Source organism: Gracilibacillus oryzae, from assembly GCF_009498735.1.
Taxonomy (GTDB): Bacteria; Bacillota; Bacilli; order Bacillales; family Amphibacillaceae; genus Gracilibacillus; species Gracilibacillus oryzae.
In genome coordinates, this window is record NZ_ML762431.1 from 134013 (window position 1) to 152493 (window position 18481).

Sequence of the window (18481 nt, forward strand, 5' to 3'; positions counted from 1 at the left end):
TTCTTATTTTTCAATTTCTTCTTCTATTTCAGTAAGAATTTCATTCCCGCCCTGGCTTTTCCAGTTTTCAACAAAGGTATCAAAGTAACCTAAAGATTCTGAACCTGTGATTATTTTAATAAAATCCTCTTCTTCCAGTTTTAATAGGTTTGCACCTTTCTTTTCCATTGTTTCTGTCGTGCCAACATAGAAAGGGGTGGTCCAATTAAATTTATTGTCTTTTGTCAATTCGTCTATTAAGCCTAAGCCAAACATTCGAGAATGATATTTTGACCAGCTGGAAGTTTCTGCATTTTCAGGATTATCGATATAATCTATAATCGATTGTGCATCTGCTTTTATTGATGGCTTCACAATTTCCTCCATCGGAATTTCCCCATTAACAACAGACTCCACTTTTCTAAAGTCGTCCAATTGACTAGTAGAGCTATATACTTCAATATTAAATGGTCTAGTAGAACCATCCACACCAAGCTCATTATATTTGGCTATTTCCGGATATTCTGATTCAATATTCTTTTCATTTGCTAAATCATCATAGAATAAATTTAAAATTTTTACAGCAAGTTCAGGATGCTCATATCCTTTTCTGACAACGATGAATTGTCCAACAGGATTTTCTTGGAAAACGTTTACTTTATCGTTTTCACCTTTCAATGTGTAGGCTGCAAATTTTGCTTCTTTATCCATATCCTTTACTGCTGATAAGCCCCAATCAGGCAGGTGCCAAGGACCTGTAACGATACCTGTTTGCCCATTTGTCAGGAGTGCCGTAATATCATCCCATGTTCTCGTTCCGAACTGTGGATCAATAATTCCCTTGTCAAACCATTCTTTCATTACTCCTAGTGCTTTTTTTGTTTCTTCCGATGTGGAACCATAAATGATCTCCCCATTTTCATTTTCATAATAGTGACGGGGATGGGCATCAAAAACAGATGCAATGGATGTCATAGCGAATGCTGAACCACCGTAATCACCCGCATTTAACCAATATACAAAAGGGATGCCTACTGGATTTCCAGACCCTCCTGGATCATTCTCAATAAAAGTGCTCGCCGTTTTCTCCAGTTCTTCTAATGTAATGAGTTTGTCTCCATCGCTATCTAGTTCTATGCCCAATTTATCAATCCAATCCTTTCTTATCCAGACAATATTCGGGGCATTTCCTCCAATGGTTGCTGGAATAGCCATTAAACGTCCATCAAATGTTGCTTCATTTAATGGCCGATTATCGTAAGATTCATATATACTCTTAATGTGATCGCTTGCATTTTCATCATACACATCCGTTAAATCTGCGACTAAGTCATTTTCCACTAATTCCTTTAATTCATCTAAAGAATTGACACGCATCATATCTGGCAAATCTCCGGATGAAATAGCAAGTGCTACCTGTCTATCGTAATCTTCTCCTTCCGCTTCGAAGGCATCTCTAATATCCACATTTAACTCTTTCTCAACAAGGCGTGTGTATGCATTATCTTCATAAGTATCCCCTTCTGGCAATTTTGGATTGGCTGCTGTAACACGCCCCAGTGTAATAACTGTTTCTCCATCTTCAGTTGTAGATGCAGTCTCTTCTGGATCCTTTTCCACACATGCTGCTAAAAAAGCTGCCAGCAATATTAAAATAAATAGCTTTGAAAAATTGCGAACCATACAAATGAACCTCCCCATATTTCTTTACTTTGTTTCTCTTTACACTAATTTTTGGCCAATCATTAGTTATAATTCAATTCTAATGGATGCTTGATTAATCGAAAATATAAAATAATCCGTTTTCATATAATATTTTCCGGTTATTTTCCTGTCATTTCTCCTTTTGCTCCTTCGGAAAAAACCTCCAAACAAAAAAGCTAGCCAAACTCCTAGCCAGCTTTTGCTTTTTCGTTTTTATTGATATTCAATTATTTTTATTGTTTTCTGCCTCTTTTGGGATAATTAGGGTTACTGTTGTTCCTTCGTTTAATTTACTTTCAAATACTAACCCATACCCAGTACCATAATAAAGCTGAACACGGTTGTGTACATTTCTTACCCCATAGCCTTTTGTTTCTGTTGTTAAAATGGTATCAAGGATTTCTTGCTTTATTCCGCAGCCATTATCCATCACTTTAAATATTAGTTCATTATCTTGTTCTGCTGCGATTAATGTCACTTTCCCTTTTCCCGGATTCTCCTTATGATCGATTCCGTGATTGATTGCATTTTCTACTAATGGCTGTAACAGCAGATTTAGCATATTGTAATGATAGATGCCGTCATCAATTTCGTAGTGAACATCAAAGGAATTGGAATGCATCATCCGTTGAATTTCAATATAGGAAGTTGTGTTTTCTAATTCTCCCTTCACTGAAATGATATTATCCCCTTTATTTAATGTGGTCCGGTAAAATTTGGATAATAATTGTGCCATTTGACTAATATCATCCTGGCCCGACATAATCGCCTTACTATTTATCAGGGAAAGGCTGTTATAGAAAAAGTGAGGATTAATCTGGGCTTGCAATGCTTTCATTTCATATTCCTGCTGTGCTATTTTGCTTTTATATACTTGATTAATCATATCCTTTAGCTTTACGACCATAATACCAAATTGCCGAATTAAGTTACCTATTTCATCTGTTCCCGAGTTAAAGACAGTGACAGACAAATCTCCTTTTTCTATTTGTTCCATATTTCTGGCTAACTTTTCTAATGGTCGAACAACGACGCGCGCCAGTAAAAAAATAGCTAGTATTAAGATGGAAATACATAGGATGACGACACCAATGACAGTCATTCTTAGTTGAGAAGTGGAAGCAGAAATGATACCTTTCGGACGATATAAATAGGCTGTCCATTTAGAAGAGGCTAGCGATGCTTGATCATAGACATAATCTTGGTCGAGTAAGCCCTCTTCGATTTTGTTTATCAAATGATTGGCTGATAACGTTTCAACATCGCCAGGAAGATCTTGATAAAAGTAAACAGGCTTCTTGTTTTCATCTAGAATAATCAGCCCAAAGTTATCCTCAAACAGGCTGGACATTGTATCAAACACATGATTGTAGCTTACATCCATGTGAACGATATTGGTCTTACTGTAGTCCCGGTCAAATATCTGACAAAGCACATGAAACGTTCGATCTTCAGCCGATACAATTAACGTTGGACTATGAGTGTTTACAATCGTATCGAACCAGGCTTGCTCCTTCACATCAGATAATGGAAGCAGGAACTTGCCATGTGGATTCATTTGATTATCACTATATACACTAATTGTATTAATGTCAATTTGTAAAGATAGCGAAGTTCTTAATTGGGGGACTAGAGTTTCCTGATAGAACTGATACATTTCAAAATTGTTGATATACTCTGCTGTTACCCCCTTTTTTATCTCATCGTTCCATACAATTTGATTAATAATGTTAAAATAATTATTTACTTTATAATCTAAATTAGAAATTGCTTGATTGAGTGTTTCGGACAAATTTTCATTTTCCCGTTTCATTAATGAATCTTGTATCTGATAATACCAAAAACTAGCTAATGCGATAATAGGAAATAGACTTGCAATTATGCAGATGAATAATATTTTCCTTCTAAACTTTAAGTTAATAAACCATAATTTCATTCTATTCATAAACATTACTTTCCTATTGTCTTTGATTTTTCTCTATATTTTTTTGGACTGGTGCCAAAATGTTCACGAAAGCTTTTACAGAAATAGGAAACGTTAGTATAGCCAACCGTTTGACCTATATTATTAACTTTCATATTCGTATGGTAAAGAAGTTCCTTTCCCTTCTCCATCCTTACATATTTGATATATTTATTAATTCCCCATCCAGTCTCTTTTCTAAATTTCTCACTTAAATATCCTGGAGTCAGATATACTTTTTCAGCTAATGAATCCAAGCTTAAATCTTCACTTAAATTCTCATGTATATATTGTTTCACTACATCTATAACATGTCTTGACGAGTTTTCCTTTTCCGCTAACTTCTTCATCACTTCCTCTAACACATTGGCCAGGACATCTTTAATTTCTGAGAAATGTTTACATGAGTAGATAGCTTCAATATGATTGTTGATAGAATTCCTGTCATACTCTGGCAATACCTGACAAAGACTTTGCAGCAATCTTGAAAACAAAAAGCGAACATAAACGTGAGATGTGTCTAAGTTCTTGTCATAATGCTGGATGAGGCTGTTAACACTTTCCCTTATTTTCACAATATCCACTTGCTCAATTGCTGTTTGGATTTCTTGTAAAAGATGCTCATTTTGTTCCTGATATTCCTCATGTTCTTTTAAAGGAGAATCAATTGGATAAATATAAGATTCAGAATAGAAAAAACGACCATTTAGATGTTTTTCTAATTCCTCATAAACGATGGGAATCTGACTCGAATGGGAAAGTTCATTACTCACGGACAAAAAACAATTCACTCCATATTGAGCGTAAATATGCTTTTGTATTTGGGACGCTAACTGTTTATATGATATTAATTTATTTGTATTATTTTTAAATAACAATATTATTTGATAAGGATTTAAGTTGATCAAGTCAAATTGATTGTTCGGAATAGCTTCTATAATCTGCTTATAAAAGAATAAACTGTCCGTTTCCGATAAACTATCAAAAAAGGACTCATCCGAATGTAAAAGGATCATGTGACTATACTCATCCAGAAATGACATATCAATGGAAGCATACTCATTCCGCAAGACTTCCATCGGCGTTTTATTTAACATACGATAAAGAATATGGTTCTTCAGAAACTCTCTATTCACTGCATCTTGTTTATTTACAGCCTCTTTATTTCTTATGTTTTCCAATGCTGTTTGGATCGTATGTTGAAATTCATCTGGGTTTATCGGCTTTAAAATATAATTGTCGGCCTTTAGCGACAGGGCTTTTTTGATGAAGTCAAAATCATCGTGACCACTAAAGAAAATAATTTCAATATTGGGATATAAACTCCTAACTTCAGTTGCCAACTCTATTCCATCTAGAAAAGGCATTTTTACATCTGTAAACAAAATATCTACAGGTTGTTCTTGTAACTGAGCCAGTGCAGCCCTTCCATTAGCAGCTTCTACTATCTCAAGCTCAAAATTGAATCTATTTAGGAGATAACGAATCACATTTCGTTCCTCTTTTTCATCATCCGCTATCAGAATACGATACATTGTTGAGCCTCCTTTCATCCAATAAGCCTAGTCAATTTATAGCTGGTAAAAGCGCTTGCATATCTTACATAGGTATACTAAACTATTCTTGAGTATGCGTCAAACCAATCCGTGGATAAGACTGAGATATAGATAAAGTATAAGACGAGAATAGCTAATTACAAGTAACGCCCATTAGCGACTTTGCTTTAAATGATATTCAACCTAATCATCCTTATGCCATCTTCACTTTGAGTCCGGCAACAGAAGCAACTAATGTTTCAGTTCTGCAATCTACAGATGGAGGGATTACTTGGAATCCTTCCGAGATAACATGGGCAGATAATGATGGTCTTAATGGTACGATAAATGATACTACTAGAATGGTTCAGATTGGAAGTCTAGCTCATGGACAACATCTAATGTTAAAGTAGTTGTTAGTGGAGGCTTAAGAGCTGGGGATTCAAATACTGGATTTTTTCCGAGGAAAACGGAATTTAATTAATTTGAGATCAAACATTTGAATATTAAGCACAAAAAATTTCTATTCAGAGATCACAATTGTTGGTCTCTTTTTTTACATACATCCTTATAACCTCTGTATATTAGAAAGCTATGAAACCCAAAAAAGGACCTCAAGAGTCCTTTTTCAAATAAACTTATTTAGTTACTAAAAACTGGGACAATTCCTCTACCTCAACTCCCCACCATCTGCCTATGCAACATCCTCCGAAATACCCCATTAATATTAGACAGCTGCTTATACTTCCCTTGCTGAATAATCCTTCCGTCTTCCAAAACAACTACCTGATCTGCATCACGGATAGTAGACAATCTATGAGCAATCACAATAATCGTCATTTTCCCTTTCAATAGTTCAATAGCTTCCTGGATATTGCTTTCATTTTCTGTATCCAAGGCACTTGTCGCCTCATCCAATACAAGCACAGATGGTTTCCTTAGAATCGCCCTTGCTAACACAATTCGTTGACGCTCACCGCCTGATAACTTAATCCCTCTGTCTCCAATCACGGTATCAAGCCCGTCTGGAAGCTGGCTGACGAAGTCATAGGCTGATGCAAATCGTAATGCCTCGACGATTTCTTCCTCAATGGCATCTGGCTTGACCATTAACAGGTTGTCTCTGATCGTTGTATTGAATAAAAATGGATCCTGTGACACATAGCTTAGCGAACGGCGCAGTGATTGAATTCGACTGGATGTCAGGATTCTGCCGTCAACAAGGACATCTCCTGCATCCGGCGTGTTCAGTCCCATCAGCAAATCGATTAAGGTACTTTTTCCAGCACCGGATTTCCCGACAATTGCTGTAATCTTGTTCGCTGGTACAAACAAATTGATGTCCTTTAAAGCATATACCTCTTTTTGTTTATCATAACGAAAGGATGCATTGGTACATTGGATGCCATGCTCGACCTGCAGTGGTTCCACATATCGATCGAAACTTTGATCGAATTCTGTATTGTCACTTGTTTCCTTTTGCAATCCTCTTACTACCTGCAAGGAAGGAAGTGCCATTGCAATCTGCTCCATCGAGTTTTGAATTCCGGAAACTCTTGGCCACAAGCGGGAAAAGATAACGATAATTAATGTTAACTGTGCGGCTTGTGCGGCAAACAGCTGGATTGCCACGAAAATAAATATCGCGATAAAAACTGCTGATGCAATTTTATAAAAAGCTTGTGATGTTGTCTTTACACGGGCGAATTCGATATGTCTGTCCTGAATCTGTTTGGTAATAGAGCCATACCATTCCATTCTGCGCTCTTCTAATGAATTACTTTTAATATCCTTCATTCCATTGATTTGATCGGTAATTCCTGCGAGAAAACTTTTGCCTAACTCGACATTCTGTTTTCCCAGATCCAGTGATTGTTTCAGAAATTTGCGGTTGATGAAAATAAGGAATAACCCGCATACTAATACGAATGACGTGATCGATGGGGATAGATAGAATGCCAGCCCCACTTGTAATAAGGTGATAATAAATGATGCGATTAATTTCAGAAATGATTGCGTTCCTGTGTTTGTTCGTGAGATTTCGGCTGTTAAGATATGAATCAGGTCAGATCTGCGGTGCTGGATAAAAAATCCCCAGTTTGTTCTTAATAATGATTGATAGGTTTCAATCTGCAAATAGCGCAGGAAACTGTGCTGGATCCTGGCATTGCGAATCGTGATATTTCGCTGCAGGAGTACCTGGCCTACTGCAATCATGATATAAATGATCAGGATGATAATTAACCCTAACATCGGGGAAAAAGATTGATATAGCTGAACGAAACCCATAAACGGCAGTTCTTCTGCATTCATATCGATAATGCCACTCATACTGATCATCGGAATAAGCAGTAATACTGCCAATCCATCCAGCAAGCCGATTCCCGTCATTGCCAGCATATTAATATATAAAACAGCCCCTGTATGGTTATGAATTTGTTTTAGAAAATAGAAAACATGTTTCATCATTACACCCTCAAACCCTTTGATTATTTTGCCTCTACCAAGCCTTCATCGATTAATTGACGAAGAAATGTCATTGTCTGCTCTTCACATTGCTCTGGTTCTACCTCATATTTTTCTAATAAAAGGCTGATCAGATCTTCTATCACCACAGGTTCCTTGATCTGGTCCCAGATTTCCCCACCAAGTGAGCCTAAGTTATAGTACTTGCCATTTTTCACACTTAGCATCACTTTTTCTCCATTCATATCACTGACAATGTTGCCTTCCATCTGTTTGACTGTCTGCTTTAGGGATAATTGCTCTACTTTACTCATGAACCAATTCCTCCTTTTGAATTGTTGTTAAGATTACGTCCATTAATTCCTCTGCCGTAAACCGGCTGATTGGCCGTTGAATTTGAAAAATATCAATTTTATTCGAAATCTTTGTCACTGTTTGAAAATGCCAGTCCATCAGTCCAGCACGCTGAATCAGAAAATGCCGGTATGTATGCTTATAAAGCAGGTAAAATTGCGCCAGCTGGACAACTGGATGAATCATGATCTGATCCTCCTCTGTTTTGCTGAGCTCAAACACGCCTGCCAGCGGTAATGGATCCTGACTGAACTTATCTGTAACTGGTACAGCGAATTTCATTTCCCGGAAAATAATTGGCTTCAGCTTGCTTCTGTCTGTGCCAAAATGATCCAGTGTCTCTAGCCACAGCTTCTGATGCGGGTAGGATGGAACCACAATTGGCTGGTTGTCATGGGAAAAGGTAATCGGCACAATATCATCACTTAACAGCCGATAGCCTTTTTCCATAAAAGCACTAGCAAGTGTCGACTTCCCTGCACCGGAATCCCCAACAATCGCATATGCCTTGCCATCTATTTCAATTGCACTGCCATGTAATGGAATCGTCCTGCGCTGCATCAACAGAACACCCATACAGCTGCCAAGCAAGTAAAGCCGAATGCTGTCTTGTTTGGTTTCATCCAGTGGGGAGATCGTAATCTTTCTCCCATTTTCGATCAGGTATATTGCCGTATCTGGTACATGAAACAATGTTCTCTGCTCTTTCACAACAAAATGACTCTTTGTCTCTCCGAATTCATTCCATACATCCATCTCTTTTACTTCAATCGAGACATCTATTCGATCAACAGGACCCTGCACTACCGACAACTCCGGCAAATCAACATCACTCTCTATGTATAAGCCGAATGCATGGTAGAACCTTTTTCCAGCTCTTTCATTCATCATGACACCCCTATCTGAGAAAACTTAATGCTGTACTTTCTTGTCCAAAATCTTCGCGAACATTCCAACAACAGTAAAACTGTTCATTCCTTTGGCACCTGTCACATAATACGGACCACTTCTTAACCAGGCATGTGCCACCATGTTCTGTTTCTCATCTTTGGCAGTACCGAGATAAATCGTGCTTTCAATCCCTCTGCGCTCGAGCATCTTCATTGCAGCAATTGCCTGTACCAGACAGGCACTTTCCCATATGGTGTGTTTGCTCATAATCCGAATAGCTGTTGCGACATCTTTGATTGCTGTAGGATTTGTGTTTGAATCTGCTGCTGTCTCAATTGCCTGTACTCCCAGTCCTTTCGCCACTTTATGAAAAGGCATGGATTTTAATATTCTGGCTCGTGCCAAATTGAGATATGCTTCGGTATATAAGAGCTTTCTATTGAATGGCAATGAAAGAAATCTGACTGCTTTTTTCACTATTTTTTCTCACCCTTGTCGAATAGGATCTTCTTCATCTAATAAAAATTGATTGTTTTGTTCTTGTTAGAGGTATTTTTATTCCTGTTTTGTTCATTATAAAGAACATAATTACAAACTTAGTATAACAAGTAAAGGCACACAAAGGAATAGGATATTCTGTCGTTCTTTGTCGTATTAGTGGTTTTTTATTCTTTATAAAGAACAAAACCCTCTGACAATCTTGCCAAAAGGGTTTTTAAATAAGGATGTCTATTATTCATCTTTAGCTTTCATGAAGTTCAATTGTTTCATTTTCATCTGAGAAAGTAAAATCTACAACGCTCATTCCTGGACCCAACATTGTTTGCTTTACGTCAAGTACTTCTAATTGTGGTGCTTGCCATTCCTGCTTCATTTATATCACCACCATTCCACTTAAGAATTCTATGAATAATTCCCGTAAAATATCCCTGATTCAGCATCATATGTTTTTCTATCTGTTTATCAAAATCCTGATTCTTAGCTGTCATGTAGTTCTACAGTTTCGTCATGATCTACAAATGTTAAATCAACAACATCAGATCCTGGCCCCATCATTGTTTGCTTTACATCAAGCACTTCCAATTGTGGTACTTTCCATTCTTGTTTCATTCTTATCACCTCCTTTTGTTAGCATTCTTTTTAAGAAGCGGTACACAATTAATGCCCGCATCATGACTCGGTATTCCGGGTCAAATGCCTTTTCCACTTGCGGACCTGTTTCCATTTTGATTAATATTTCATTTAATATGTCTATATTTAAATAAGCAGAACAAATCGGATCATTGACTAATTGTTTTAACTCTTCCAGATAAATACTCCAAACCGGCTTCATCCGGTAAAGCCAATCTGCTGCCTGGATTCCACGGACTTTTTGATTCAGCCTGACTTTATCAGGCAAATATCCTTTCGTTCCTTTTCGGATCAAGGCACGATCCAAACCATCACTAACAAACTGATCATCAGGTAAAGACAGACAAAATTGAATGACACGTAAATCACTTGTTGGATCGCGGTCCCACATGCCATAATGTAATGACATCTTAGAAGCTGATGTACCTGTTACATTCCATATATACGCTTGTCTAAAATGCTTCTCTCTAATCTCGGTAGCACTCAATCCTTCTGAGTTCAAATCACTGATTCTTTCAAAAGCATTTGTCTTTGCAGCAAAAGTGTCGTTGATGAGCTGTGGAAAGATATATGGACCCTTCGTAGGTCCTAAAAATGGAAACGCCCTTTTGCTAAGCACAGACAATACTCGTTTCTGACTCACTGATTGATGGCTGCTGTATAACTTTACTTCTTTAAAAAGTTTCAGCCATTTAAACTGGCGCATTAATTTGCTGTAATAGTCCAATGCTTTCCCCCCTGATATGGTGAAGTTACCTCTTGCGCCGTTTAATAATACCTTTACTCCATCATTTGCGGCTTGCTCATGGATTCCCTTCACCCAAAAAGAGTTTTCAAAAAACTTATACGGCATTTCCATAATGTCTAACCAATCATCAATTTCCGATAAAGGGTTTTTTCCATCAAACGAATAGTAATTCGCTTTTATGCCACCAATATAATCCACCGTACTTTTGATATACTCACTTTCATTTGCCAGCATATGGGCTGGTGTCCAATCTTCAAATTGCTCGTCAGGTATGTAACTGTATGTATTAAATTCTCTGTTTTGTTGTCTAAGTGTTTTGCTGGCAAAGCCCACAACGGAACCTGAATCTAAGCCACCACTTAATTGGGAGCCTACTGGTCCTATGGAACGTAATCGTACATCCACTGCTTTCTGGAACACTTCCTGAAATGCTTCAACATACTCTTCATCTTTCTTAAATCTTATTTGCTTGTCATGTTGTAGTGGATAATAACGTTTGACTGTTGTATGATCACGAGTAACTGTGATGCTGTGTGATGGTGGAATTTGCTTGATGCTCTCTATTACTGTTAAATTGGGGTCAACTACGTCTATAATCTCTGGGATAGCTAAATATTCAGCCAGCCATGTTTCATTCAGGGTATTTTTAACATATGGTAATTGTAATAATGGTTTGATCGTGGTGCAGAATGCAAAGTGCTCTGTATCGTTATAATAATAGAGTGTTCTCATTCCGGAGAAATCTCTTGCTCCGAAAATTTTTTGCTGTCTTTCGTCCCAGATTATGAAGGCGAAATCGCCAATAAGGTAATTTGGGGTTGAATCGCCCCATTTGCAGTAGGCTAGCAGGATTAATTGGCTGTCTGTTATGGTTTTTCTATTGATTTTTTTGATCTGTAAGTGATCAAATAATTCTTGACGATTGTCTAGGATTGCGTCAGCTGTGATTGCTATTTGGCGTTCGCTATCATAAAAAGGTAATATCTCATTTACTGATTCAGGTGTAATCCAACGAGCTGAACAGCCAAGACAAATAGTATCATCATACCATACAGAAGTCTTATCTGCTGATGGATGATTAAAGTGGTTTATCATCATGTTACAGTGATCAATATTTATAGGCTGCTGATTATAATTTATGATTCCCGCAATTTCACTCATGTGATCCCTCATTAATTGAATATTTTCTATCTATTAAGCTATTGGCTCCTACTCACTCTTAATCGCCGATATGCCCAGATGAAAGGGCGTAATGGAAAGTATAGGAAATGCAAAGGTTTTGGTAATGGTAATACTTGAGCATCAACAGAAGTAGGATAAAATCGTTTCAGTACCGCTAAAAACTTATATTTTCTAGTTCTTAACATACTTCTATATCTTTTAAAGAGTTTAATATGATATGTAGAGCTTTCTTTTGTATATGGCAATATACCCTGATTAATAAAATATACAGCCTTTTGAGCTAATTTGATTTGATGTTTATTATCAATAATTATTTCGTTCATTTTACTATTGAGTTTAGTTTCAAAGAAAAATTCACATAGATTGACAGCTTGCCCAGCAGATGAGCATGCTTTATACTTATTTAATATTTTTGATAAATGTAAATAATTTAAATCTTTCTTTACATATTTTTCGATATCTACTAACCACTTTAATCTAGTCCATCCATGTCTAGCACCATGAGTTACTAGATGAAAGAATAGATCTTCATTTCCAAGAAAGTAAACAGGTGTACCAGCAATATAACTTGTGTTTTTACGTTTCCATAAATCTTTAAATTTCGGTTCTGGTCCAGTTTTAAGATTAAAGTATAAATGTACTTCCACTTGGATATTCCTTTCTGGATGGAGGAAAGAAAGATGTTGAACTACATGTTTCCAAATATTAAAGAATCTAAGAAAATCATTCTCTAATTGATAACCTAAACTATAAAAAACCTCTTCTACTTTTTCTATTTCATTACTCGGTACTAATATATCTAAATCCTTAGACGTACGTTTGGAGATATCTCCATATAGGAAGTCTGCCAGTACTGGACCTTTTAGGACGAGAGATTGGATATTATTATGTGCTAGAGTTTGACAGACTGTTCCCATTTCTGCTGTTAACTCCAACATCTTCATCGTATTCTTCATACCGAGTTCTTTAAGAGTATCTATTACAAAGTCAGGAACTTCCTTAATGCCTCTATTGATGATATTTTCATAGATTATAGGAAAGACGCGATGATGCTTTGCTAAGTTTATAAACTCGTTCCAATCAACATCAACTAATAATCCATTATTTTCGGCTAAATAATTTGGTGTATTGTCAAGTTTTAAAATTCCTATTAACAGTCTCAGCTCTTTGGAAAACGAATTAAGTTGAGGTTCATTATTCAGCATCCATCTTCACTCCTTCTTATAGCATAAAATAGTCCCTGCATGTTAACTTGCAATAATCACTATAGCTTCCAAGTTTCGTTTTTTATAATTTACAAATAGTTCTTTAAAAAGAACACGAAGATCTAATTATACCATGCCTAAATAGAAGCATGGCTTTTTATTTTTTCATTTAACTTAATCAAGAGTTTATAAAGGTCTTAAGGAATTTGAATTTATTTATAAGATTATAATATCAAAAAATACCAATAATAACAACTAAATCAGGAGATTAGAATTAATATAGTTTTTGGAATTTTCGACCCATTAATTCACAACCCACACTGCAGTTGGTGTTCATTTTAATGTCATCCTATGACAATAAATGTATGAAACATAAAGTGAATAAACGTTTAACTGTTGATCAAGCAATTGGACTCCATATTAGACATCGCAGAGAAGACTTAGGGTATACACGAGAAAAAGTTGCGGACAAAACCGGGCTGAGTATTAATGGTATTGATAAGATTGAAAAAGGAAAGGTAAATCCTTTAAATTCCAGTATTATAAAAATATGCAACGCGTTAGACATGGAGGCAAATGAAATCCAGCAAATTTTCACCGCTTATACCAACATTGATACTGAGCCCAACAAAAAGTAATGAAAAGGGATTGCTATGTACCGAATAACGAAAAAGACATTAGCTATTACACCTTATTATGACCTTCACTTTCAATCAAAAGTAGTAGAAACAGAAAAAGAGGTGCTTTCAACCGATGCACCTCTACAAATCATCCAGGAAAACTGCCTCCACTATGGGGCAAGCTATGAAGGACGTAAACAATCTGTTCGCCATCATTTGCCTTTCTTCCAAAAAACCCCTATCCCTATTCATCCTGCTCACAACATTTATTGTTTTCCAACTAAATCACCGAGAAGTTATGATTGCTATTGGCTTTTTTATGCTCATATTTACAAAATTAATGCTGGTGATTATGATAGTTCTGTTATCCATTTCACTAATGGCCTGCAACTTATCCTTGCAGAGTCTTTTCATTCTTTACAAAATCAATATGATAGAACTAGTATTTGTAAAGTGGTGTTTCAATCACTAGAGTGAGGTTGCGAGATCTGCATCAATTCAAAGCTCCCCCGCAGGTAGCCAGATTTAGCTTTATTAAATCTGGCTACCCATAGGAGAGCATATCATAGGTCCAGCGGGTAATTGTATTTACTCTTTCAGCTTATAATAATCTACATACCAATCTGCAAATTTCTGCAGACCTTCTTCAATCGTAGTTTCCGGTTTAAAGCCCACTACTTTTTGCAATTGCTCTGTCGAAGCATAAGTAGCTGGTACATCACCTGGCTTAATAGGTTCAAAGATTTTTTCAAATTGTATTTCTTTTTCTAGAGCTTTACTTAAGGCCTTTTCCAATGTTTCAATAAACACCATCAACTTTTCTGGGCTATTGTTTCCGATGTTAAATACCTTGTGTTGAACATCCCCTTCAGGTGGATTATTTAATAATCGTTCAATTCCCTCCACGATATCATCAATATAAGTAAAATCCCGATAAAGGTCATTCTCAAAATCACCATTATTAAATATCTTAATTGGCTCACCAGCAAAGTACTTATTTGCAAATCCAAAATAGGCCATATCTGGTCGCCCCATTGGACCGTAAACCGTAAAGAACCGAAGCCCTGTTGCTGGAATTTTATAAAGATGGCTATACGTATGAGCCATCAATTCATTTGATTTCTTAGTAGACGCATATAGTGATACTGGATTGTCTACAAAATCTGTTTCTTCAAATGGAACCTTTTTATTGGCACCGTAAACTGAACTAGATGAAGCATATACAAGATGATCCACTGGATGATATCTGCAAGCCTCAAGGATATTATAAAAGCCAATGATATTACTTTGAATATAGACATCCGGGTTCTCTATTGAATACCTTACTCCTGCTTGAGCAGCTAGGTTTACTACTACATTAGGCTTGTACTCTTCAAAGGCCTTCATAACTAAATCCTTATCTGATATGTCACCTTTAATAAAAGTAAACTTCTCATAAGGCTCCAAATTCCCTAAACGAGAATGTTTAAGGTTCACATCATAGTAATCATTAACGTTATCAATGCCAATCACGTGGCAACCCTGTTCCAGTAGTTTTCTTGATAGGTAGTATCCAATAAAACCAGCTGCTCCAGTGATTAGGTAGGTATCTCTAGGATCAAGAGTTTTGTAATTCAATATTCTTCGACTCCTTAACAGCTTCTTTAATTGCAGGTCTTCTTCCGATTGAATGATACTCTACTCCTGCTTCTTGCATTTCTTCAACACGATAAATATTTCTCCCATCATATACTAGAGGAGTTCTCATTAATTCCCTATATGTTTCAGGTAATAATGTTTTTACTTCTCCCCATTCAGTAAAAATAAAACAGACATTAGCATCTTCCAAAGCATGCTCGATATTGGAAACATAAGTAATGCTACCTTTGCCATTCTTACCTTCCGGATGGACTTTAGCAAAATTCTCTGCTCCAACAGGATCAAATGCGTAAATGTCTGCACCTTGTCCTAATAATAAAGGAACATTTTCAAGAGATGCAGCTTCTCTCAAATCATCTGTTCCTGGTTTAAATGTTAGTCCAAGCACAGCTACTTTAAGACCATTAAAGGTAATAAGCCTTTTACTAGCTTTCTTATATAGCATTGTTTTCTGTTCTTTGTTTACATCAATGGCAGCCTTAACCGTTTTAAGTTCATAACCATTTTGTCTTGCAATATATTCTAGCGCTTTTGTATCCTTAGGGAAACACGAACCACCAAAACCAATTCCAGCATTTAAAAATTTGCTTCCAATTCGCTCATCAAAGCTCATACCTTTTGCAACGTCTTGTATGTCCGCACCGACTAGTTCACATAGATTCGCAATATCATTCATATAAGAGATTTTAAGAGCAAGAAAGTCATTTGATGCATATTTAATCATTTCTGCTGATCTTCTATTCACTGATACAATGGGTATATGAAAAGGCTCATAGATTTTCGTAAGCAAGTCTTCAGCCCATTTACTCTCTGTACCTATAATAATTCTTTCTGCATGTAGTGTATCATGAACAGCAGAACCTTGAGCCAAAAACTCTGGATTAGATGCCACTTCTACTTTTACATCTTTAACTAAGAAGTCCTGAATAAACTGTTCTACTTTATCATTGGTTCCGACTGGAACTGTAGACTTAACTACGACTAGACAATCATTTTCTACAGATTCAGCAATTTGTCTGGCAACTGTTGCGATGTATGATAGGTTAGCAGATCCATCGGGCTGTTCTGGAGTACCCACACCGATAAAAATAGCATTAGCATTTTTGTAAGCTGAATGATAATCAGTTGTATAATTAATTCTTCCCGCAGTATAATTCCTCTGCATTAAATTTTCTAGGCCAGATTCATAGATAGGAGAAACTCCAGACTTCATTAAGTTTACTTTCTCTTCATCAATATCAACACAGGTTACTTCGTGCCCCATTTCGGCAAAGCATACCCCGGCTACTAAGCCAACGTATCCTGTTCCTGCAACTGCAATTTTATACATACCAAACATCTCCCAGATTTAAAATAAAATTTGTTTCTTTATTACAATACTATTGAACACTAAATAACTAGCAAGCTTTCTTGTATGCTGGTTCTAAGTCTATATTCATATTGTGAAACATGCATACGAAACAAGGTTATTTCAGGCGTTGAAAGACACTTAGAATAGTTTTTATTATAAGGATAGTTCATTATGAAGCTTCGGAACCGTCCCCATGCTTACCCGTTCTTTAAACCAATAAATTCTGTTTCGACCCAGTGAGTGTAAGAACAAATTCATCCTTTGTGATATTTAAGTGGTTTACTTCTGCTAAGGTCATCAAATAGGCTGTTGTAATGGCAGCTGAAAAGTTTAACCCTCCTATTGGGAGCTATCCGCTAATTACAGTTTCAAAGCCATACTGTAACTTTTGATTCTGCTGTAAAGAAAGGAACCGCACCACGAAGATAATTCCCCATATGCCGGTAACATCTCTGGTACGCGATCAATATTGAAGCATTCTTCATCTAGGAAATCCAGACTTCTAATCCGAATATATCCGTCCTAAGAAGATGCGAAGACCATCCCTACATTGGCATTTAATGCCATGCCAGTAACAATACCCTTGATGATTAATATGTGCACCTAATGGACAAGCAATTTAGTTATATATTAATTTTCAGTTTGTAAAGGCATAAAATAAACCCAAGTTATTGGGAGATATCGTTTAATTTTCTTTTAGGTATATCAAGTAAATTTTAATGATAAAATATGCTTTAAGGTTTTACTCAAGAATTCTAAACTAATTTCCATTCTAACTCAAGTTCGATTCCGAAATTTTCCTTAACTTGCTCAGTGGCTAAATTGATAATATATAATATATCTTGTGGTTTGGCGTCATCATAATTTATAATAAACCCAGGATGTTTCTCAGAAATCATAGCCCCATTCTTACGATATCCTCTTAATCCTAATTCATCAAACAGTTTCCATATAAAGTAGTCCTTACCATTTAAATTAGGCCGTTTGAAGACACTTCCAGCATTCGGAAAATCTCGAGGTTGTTTATTGTATCTATTCTTTTTAATTGCAAATAAATCCTCTAATAAATCTTGATAATCTTCTACGATGTACTCCTCTTTTGCTCTTAGTTTTACAGACAGAATAATTGAATTAATATCTGCCCACTTTGATTCTCTTCTTCCAAAATCACTTTTATCTACATTCTCTGTAATAATTTCATCTTTATCTATATTATAATGAGTTACTTCCTCAATCAATTGCCCTATATTATCCTCATAAGTACCCGCATTCATTATTACTGCTCCACCCAGACTACCCGGAATATCTTCTAAAAATTCATACCCTTTAATTCTATTCTCTAATGCATACCAACTAAGGCTAGACAGAGATACCCCTGCATCACATACGATTTGATTATTTACTAATCCTATAAAGTCCATTAATTTAAAGGATATGAATAAATAATTATTATCATAATACTCTTTAGTAAAAAGTATATTGGAACCATTTCCGATTATAATAATGTTTTTTTCCCTATATTCATGAAATATGTCTTGTACACCATTATAATTTAAAGGATATATGATAAGCTCAGCAACCGAATTAATCCTCAACGTATTAAGATTTTTCAATGAATTGTTTTTAACCTTTACATAATTCATTCTTTTTCACCTTTCTGTGTTCTTTTAGTTACCAATATTAAAGTTTAAAGGTATTAATACTTATATCCAGA

Annotated in this window: 16 protein-coding genes; 2 read left to right on the plus strand and 14 right to left on the minus strand. The window is 36.1% G+C overall.

Translation table 11 applies throughout. The features are described 5' to 3' along the window. Positions 1 to 3 precede the first annotated feature (3 nt). From F9U64_RS12125 to F9U64_RS12175, 11 genes are all read right to left on the minus strand, one after another. Positions 4 to 1662 (minus strand): extracellular solute-binding protein, encoded by a 1659-nt coding sequence (locus F9U64_RS12125; protein ID WP_153403746.1) that lies wholly within the window; start codon positions 1660 to 1662, stop codon positions 4 to 6. Positions 1663 to 1906: 244 nt separating this feature from the next. Continuing rightward, positions 1907 to 3628 carry a sensor histidine kinase gene (locus tag F9U64_RS12130; RefSeq protein ID WP_194287362.1) on the minus strand — a complete coding sequence of 574 codons (1722 nt, stop codon included), beginning with the start codon at positions 3626 to 3628 and terminating at the stop codon, positions 1907 to 1909. Between the two features lie 5 nt (positions 3629 to 3633). Further along, on the minus strand, positions 3634 to 5181 hold the full coding sequence (locus tag F9U64_RS12135; protein ID WP_194287363.1) for a response regulator: 1548 nt from the start codon (positions 5179 to 5181) through the stop codon (positions 3634 to 3636). Between the two features lie 675 nt (positions 5182 to 5856). After that, the gene (locus F9U64_RS12140; RefSeq protein ID WP_153403752.1) at positions 5857 to 7647 is read right to left on the minus strand and encodes an ABC transporter ATP-binding protein; all 1791 of its coding nucleotides are present in this window, start codon (positions 7645 to 7647) and stop codon (positions 5857 to 5859) included. A gap of 23 nt (positions 7648 to 7670) precedes the next feature. After that, complete coding sequence (locus F9U64_RS12145; protein WP_153403754.1) at positions 7671 to 7961, minus strand: lasso peptide biosynthesis PqqD family chaperone; 291 nt, start codon at positions 7959 to 7961, stop codon at positions 7671 to 7673. Next, positions 7954 to 8889 (minus strand): HPr kinase/phosphorylase, encoded by a 936-nt coding sequence (locus F9U64_RS12150; protein ID WP_153403756.1) that lies wholly within the window; start codon positions 8887 to 8889, stop codon positions 7954 to 7956. The genes F9U64_RS12145 and F9U64_RS12150 overlap by 8 nt, the downstream gene beginning before the upstream one ends. A 24-nt stretch (positions 8890 to 8913) precedes the next feature. Further along, on the minus strand, positions 8914 to 9372 hold the full coding sequence (locus F9U64_RS12155) for a lasso peptide biosynthesis B2 protein (protein WP_228275695.1): 459 nt from the start codon (positions 9370 to 9372) through the stop codon (positions 8914 to 8916). 262 nt (positions 9373 to 9634) lie between these two features. Further along, complete coding sequence (locus F9U64_RS12160; protein ID WP_153403759.1) at positions 9635 to 9766, minus strand: paeninodin family lasso peptide; 132 nt, start codon at positions 9764 to 9766, stop codon at positions 9635 to 9637. 104 nt (positions 9767 to 9870) lie between these two features. Beyond that, the gene (locus tag F9U64_RS12165) at positions 9871 to 10002 is read right to left on the minus strand and encodes a paeninodin family lasso peptide (RefSeq protein ID WP_153403761.1); all 132 of its coding nucleotides are present in this window, start codon (positions 10000 to 10002) and stop codon (positions 9871 to 9873) included. Beyond that, entirely contained in the window at positions 9962 to 11932 is a 1971-nt protein-coding gene (locus F9U64_RS12170) for an asparagine synthase-related protein (protein WP_153403763.1), read from the minus strand. The genes F9U64_RS12165 and F9U64_RS12170 overlap by 41 nt, the downstream gene beginning before the upstream one ends. A 38-nt stretch (positions 11933 to 11970) precedes the next feature. Further along, complete coding sequence (locus F9U64_RS12175; RefSeq protein WP_153403765.1) at positions 11971 to 13158, minus strand: nucleotidyltransferase domain-containing protein; 1188 nt, start codon at positions 13156 to 13158, stop codon at positions 11971 to 11973. 341 nt (positions 13159 to 13499) lie between these two features. Here F9U64_RS12175 and F9U64_RS12180 point away from each other — a divergent pair, with 341 nt between their 5' ends. Continuing rightward, the gene (locus tag F9U64_RS12180; RefSeq protein ID WP_153403767.1) at positions 13500 to 13796 is read left to right on the plus strand and encodes a helix-turn-helix domain-containing protein; all 297 of its coding nucleotides are present in this window, start codon (positions 13500 to 13502) and stop codon (positions 13794 to 13796) included. A 15-nt stretch (positions 13797 to 13811) separates the two neighbouring features. Then, complete coding sequence (locus tag F9U64_RS12185) at positions 13812 to 14255, plus strand: competence protein ComK (RefSeq protein WP_153403769.1); 444 nt, start codon at positions 13812 to 13814, stop codon at positions 14253 to 14255. A 111-nt stretch (positions 14256 to 14366) separates the two neighbouring features. Here F9U64_RS12185 and F9U64_RS12190 read toward each other — a convergent pair whose 3' ends face one another. The 3 genes from F9U64_RS12190 to murB form a co-directional block, all read right to left on the minus strand. Next, positions 14367 to 15395: a GDP-mannose 4,6-dehydratase gene (locus F9U64_RS12190; protein ID WP_153403771.1), complete on the minus strand. Its 1029-nt coding sequence runs from the start codon at positions 15393 to 15395 to the stop codon at positions 14367 to 14369. Beyond that, positions 15376 to 16746 carry a UDP-glucose dehydrogenase family protein gene (locus F9U64_RS12195; RefSeq protein ID WP_153403773.1) on the minus strand — a complete coding sequence of 457 codons (1371 nt, stop codon included), beginning with the start codon at positions 16744 to 16746 and terminating at the stop codon, positions 15376 to 15378. Before F9U64_RS12195 ends, F9U64_RS12190 begins: the two co-directional genes overlap by 20 nt. A gap of 776 nt (positions 16747 to 17522) precedes the next feature. Next, entirely contained in the window at positions 17523 to 18410 is an 888-nt protein-coding gene (gene murB, locus F9U64_RS12200) for a UDP-N-acetylmuramate dehydrogenase (RefSeq protein WP_153403775.1), read from the minus strand. Positions 18411 to 18481 lie beyond the last annotated feature (71 nt).

What these genes read in the sequence shown, in the direction of transcription:
- F9U64_RS12125 (WP_153403746.1), bottom strand. Translation starts at nt 1,662, where the DNA reads ATGGTTCGCAATTTTTCAAAGCTATTTATTTTAATATTGCTGGCAGCT.
- F9U64_RS12130 (WP_194287362.1), bottom strand. Translation starts at nt 3,628, where the DNA reads ATGAATAGAATGAAATTATGGTTTATTAACTTAAAGTTTAGAAGGAAA.
- F9U64_RS12135 (WP_194287363.1), bottom strand. Translation starts at nt 5,181, where the DNA reads ATGTATCGTATTCTGATAGCGGATGATGAAAAAGAGGAACGAAATGTG.
- F9U64_RS12140 (WP_153403752.1), bottom strand. Translation starts at nt 7,647, where the DNA reads ATGAAACATGTTTTCTATTTTCTAAAACAAATTCATAACCATACAGGG.
- F9U64_RS12145 (WP_153403754.1), bottom strand. Translation starts at nt 7,961, where the DNA reads ATGAGTAAAGTAGAGCAATTATCCCTAAAGCAGACAGTCAAACAGATG.
- F9U64_RS12150 (WP_153403756.1), bottom strand. Translation starts at nt 8,889, where the DNA reads ATGAATGAAAGAGCTGGAAAAAGGTTCTACCATGCATTCGGCTTATAC.
- F9U64_RS12160 (WP_153403759.1), bottom strand. Translation starts at nt 9,766, where the DNA reads ATGAAGCAGGAATGGCAAGCACCACAATTAGAAGTACTTGACGTAAAG.
- F9U64_RS12165 (WP_153403761.1), bottom strand. Translation starts at nt 10,002, where the DNA reads ATGAAACAAGAATGGAAAGTACCACAATTGGAAGTGCTTGATGTAAAG.
- F9U64_RS12170 (WP_153403763.1), bottom strand. Translation starts at nt 11,932, where the DNA reads ATGAGTGAAATTGCGGGAATCATAAATTATAATCAGCAGCCTATAAAT.
- F9U64_RS12175 (WP_153403765.1), bottom strand. Translation starts at nt 13,158, where the DNA reads ATGCTGAATAATGAACCTCAACTTAATTCGTTTTCCAAAGAGCTGAGA.
- F9U64_RS12180 (WP_153403767.1), top strand. Translation starts at nt 13,500, where the DNA reads ATGTCATCCTATGACAATAAATGTATGAAACATAAAGTGAATAAACGT.
- F9U64_RS12185 (WP_153403769.1), top strand. Translation starts at nt 13,812, where the DNA reads ATGTACCGAATAACGAAAAAGACATTAGCTATTACACCTTATTATGAC.
- F9U64_RS12195 (WP_153403773.1), bottom strand. Translation starts at nt 16,746, where the DNA reads ATGTATAAAATTGCAGTTGCAGGAACAGGATACGTTGGCTTAGTAGCC.
- murB (WP_153403775.1), bottom strand. Translation starts at nt 18,410, where the DNA reads ATGAATTATGTAAAGGTTAAAAACAATTCATTGAAAAATCTTAATACG.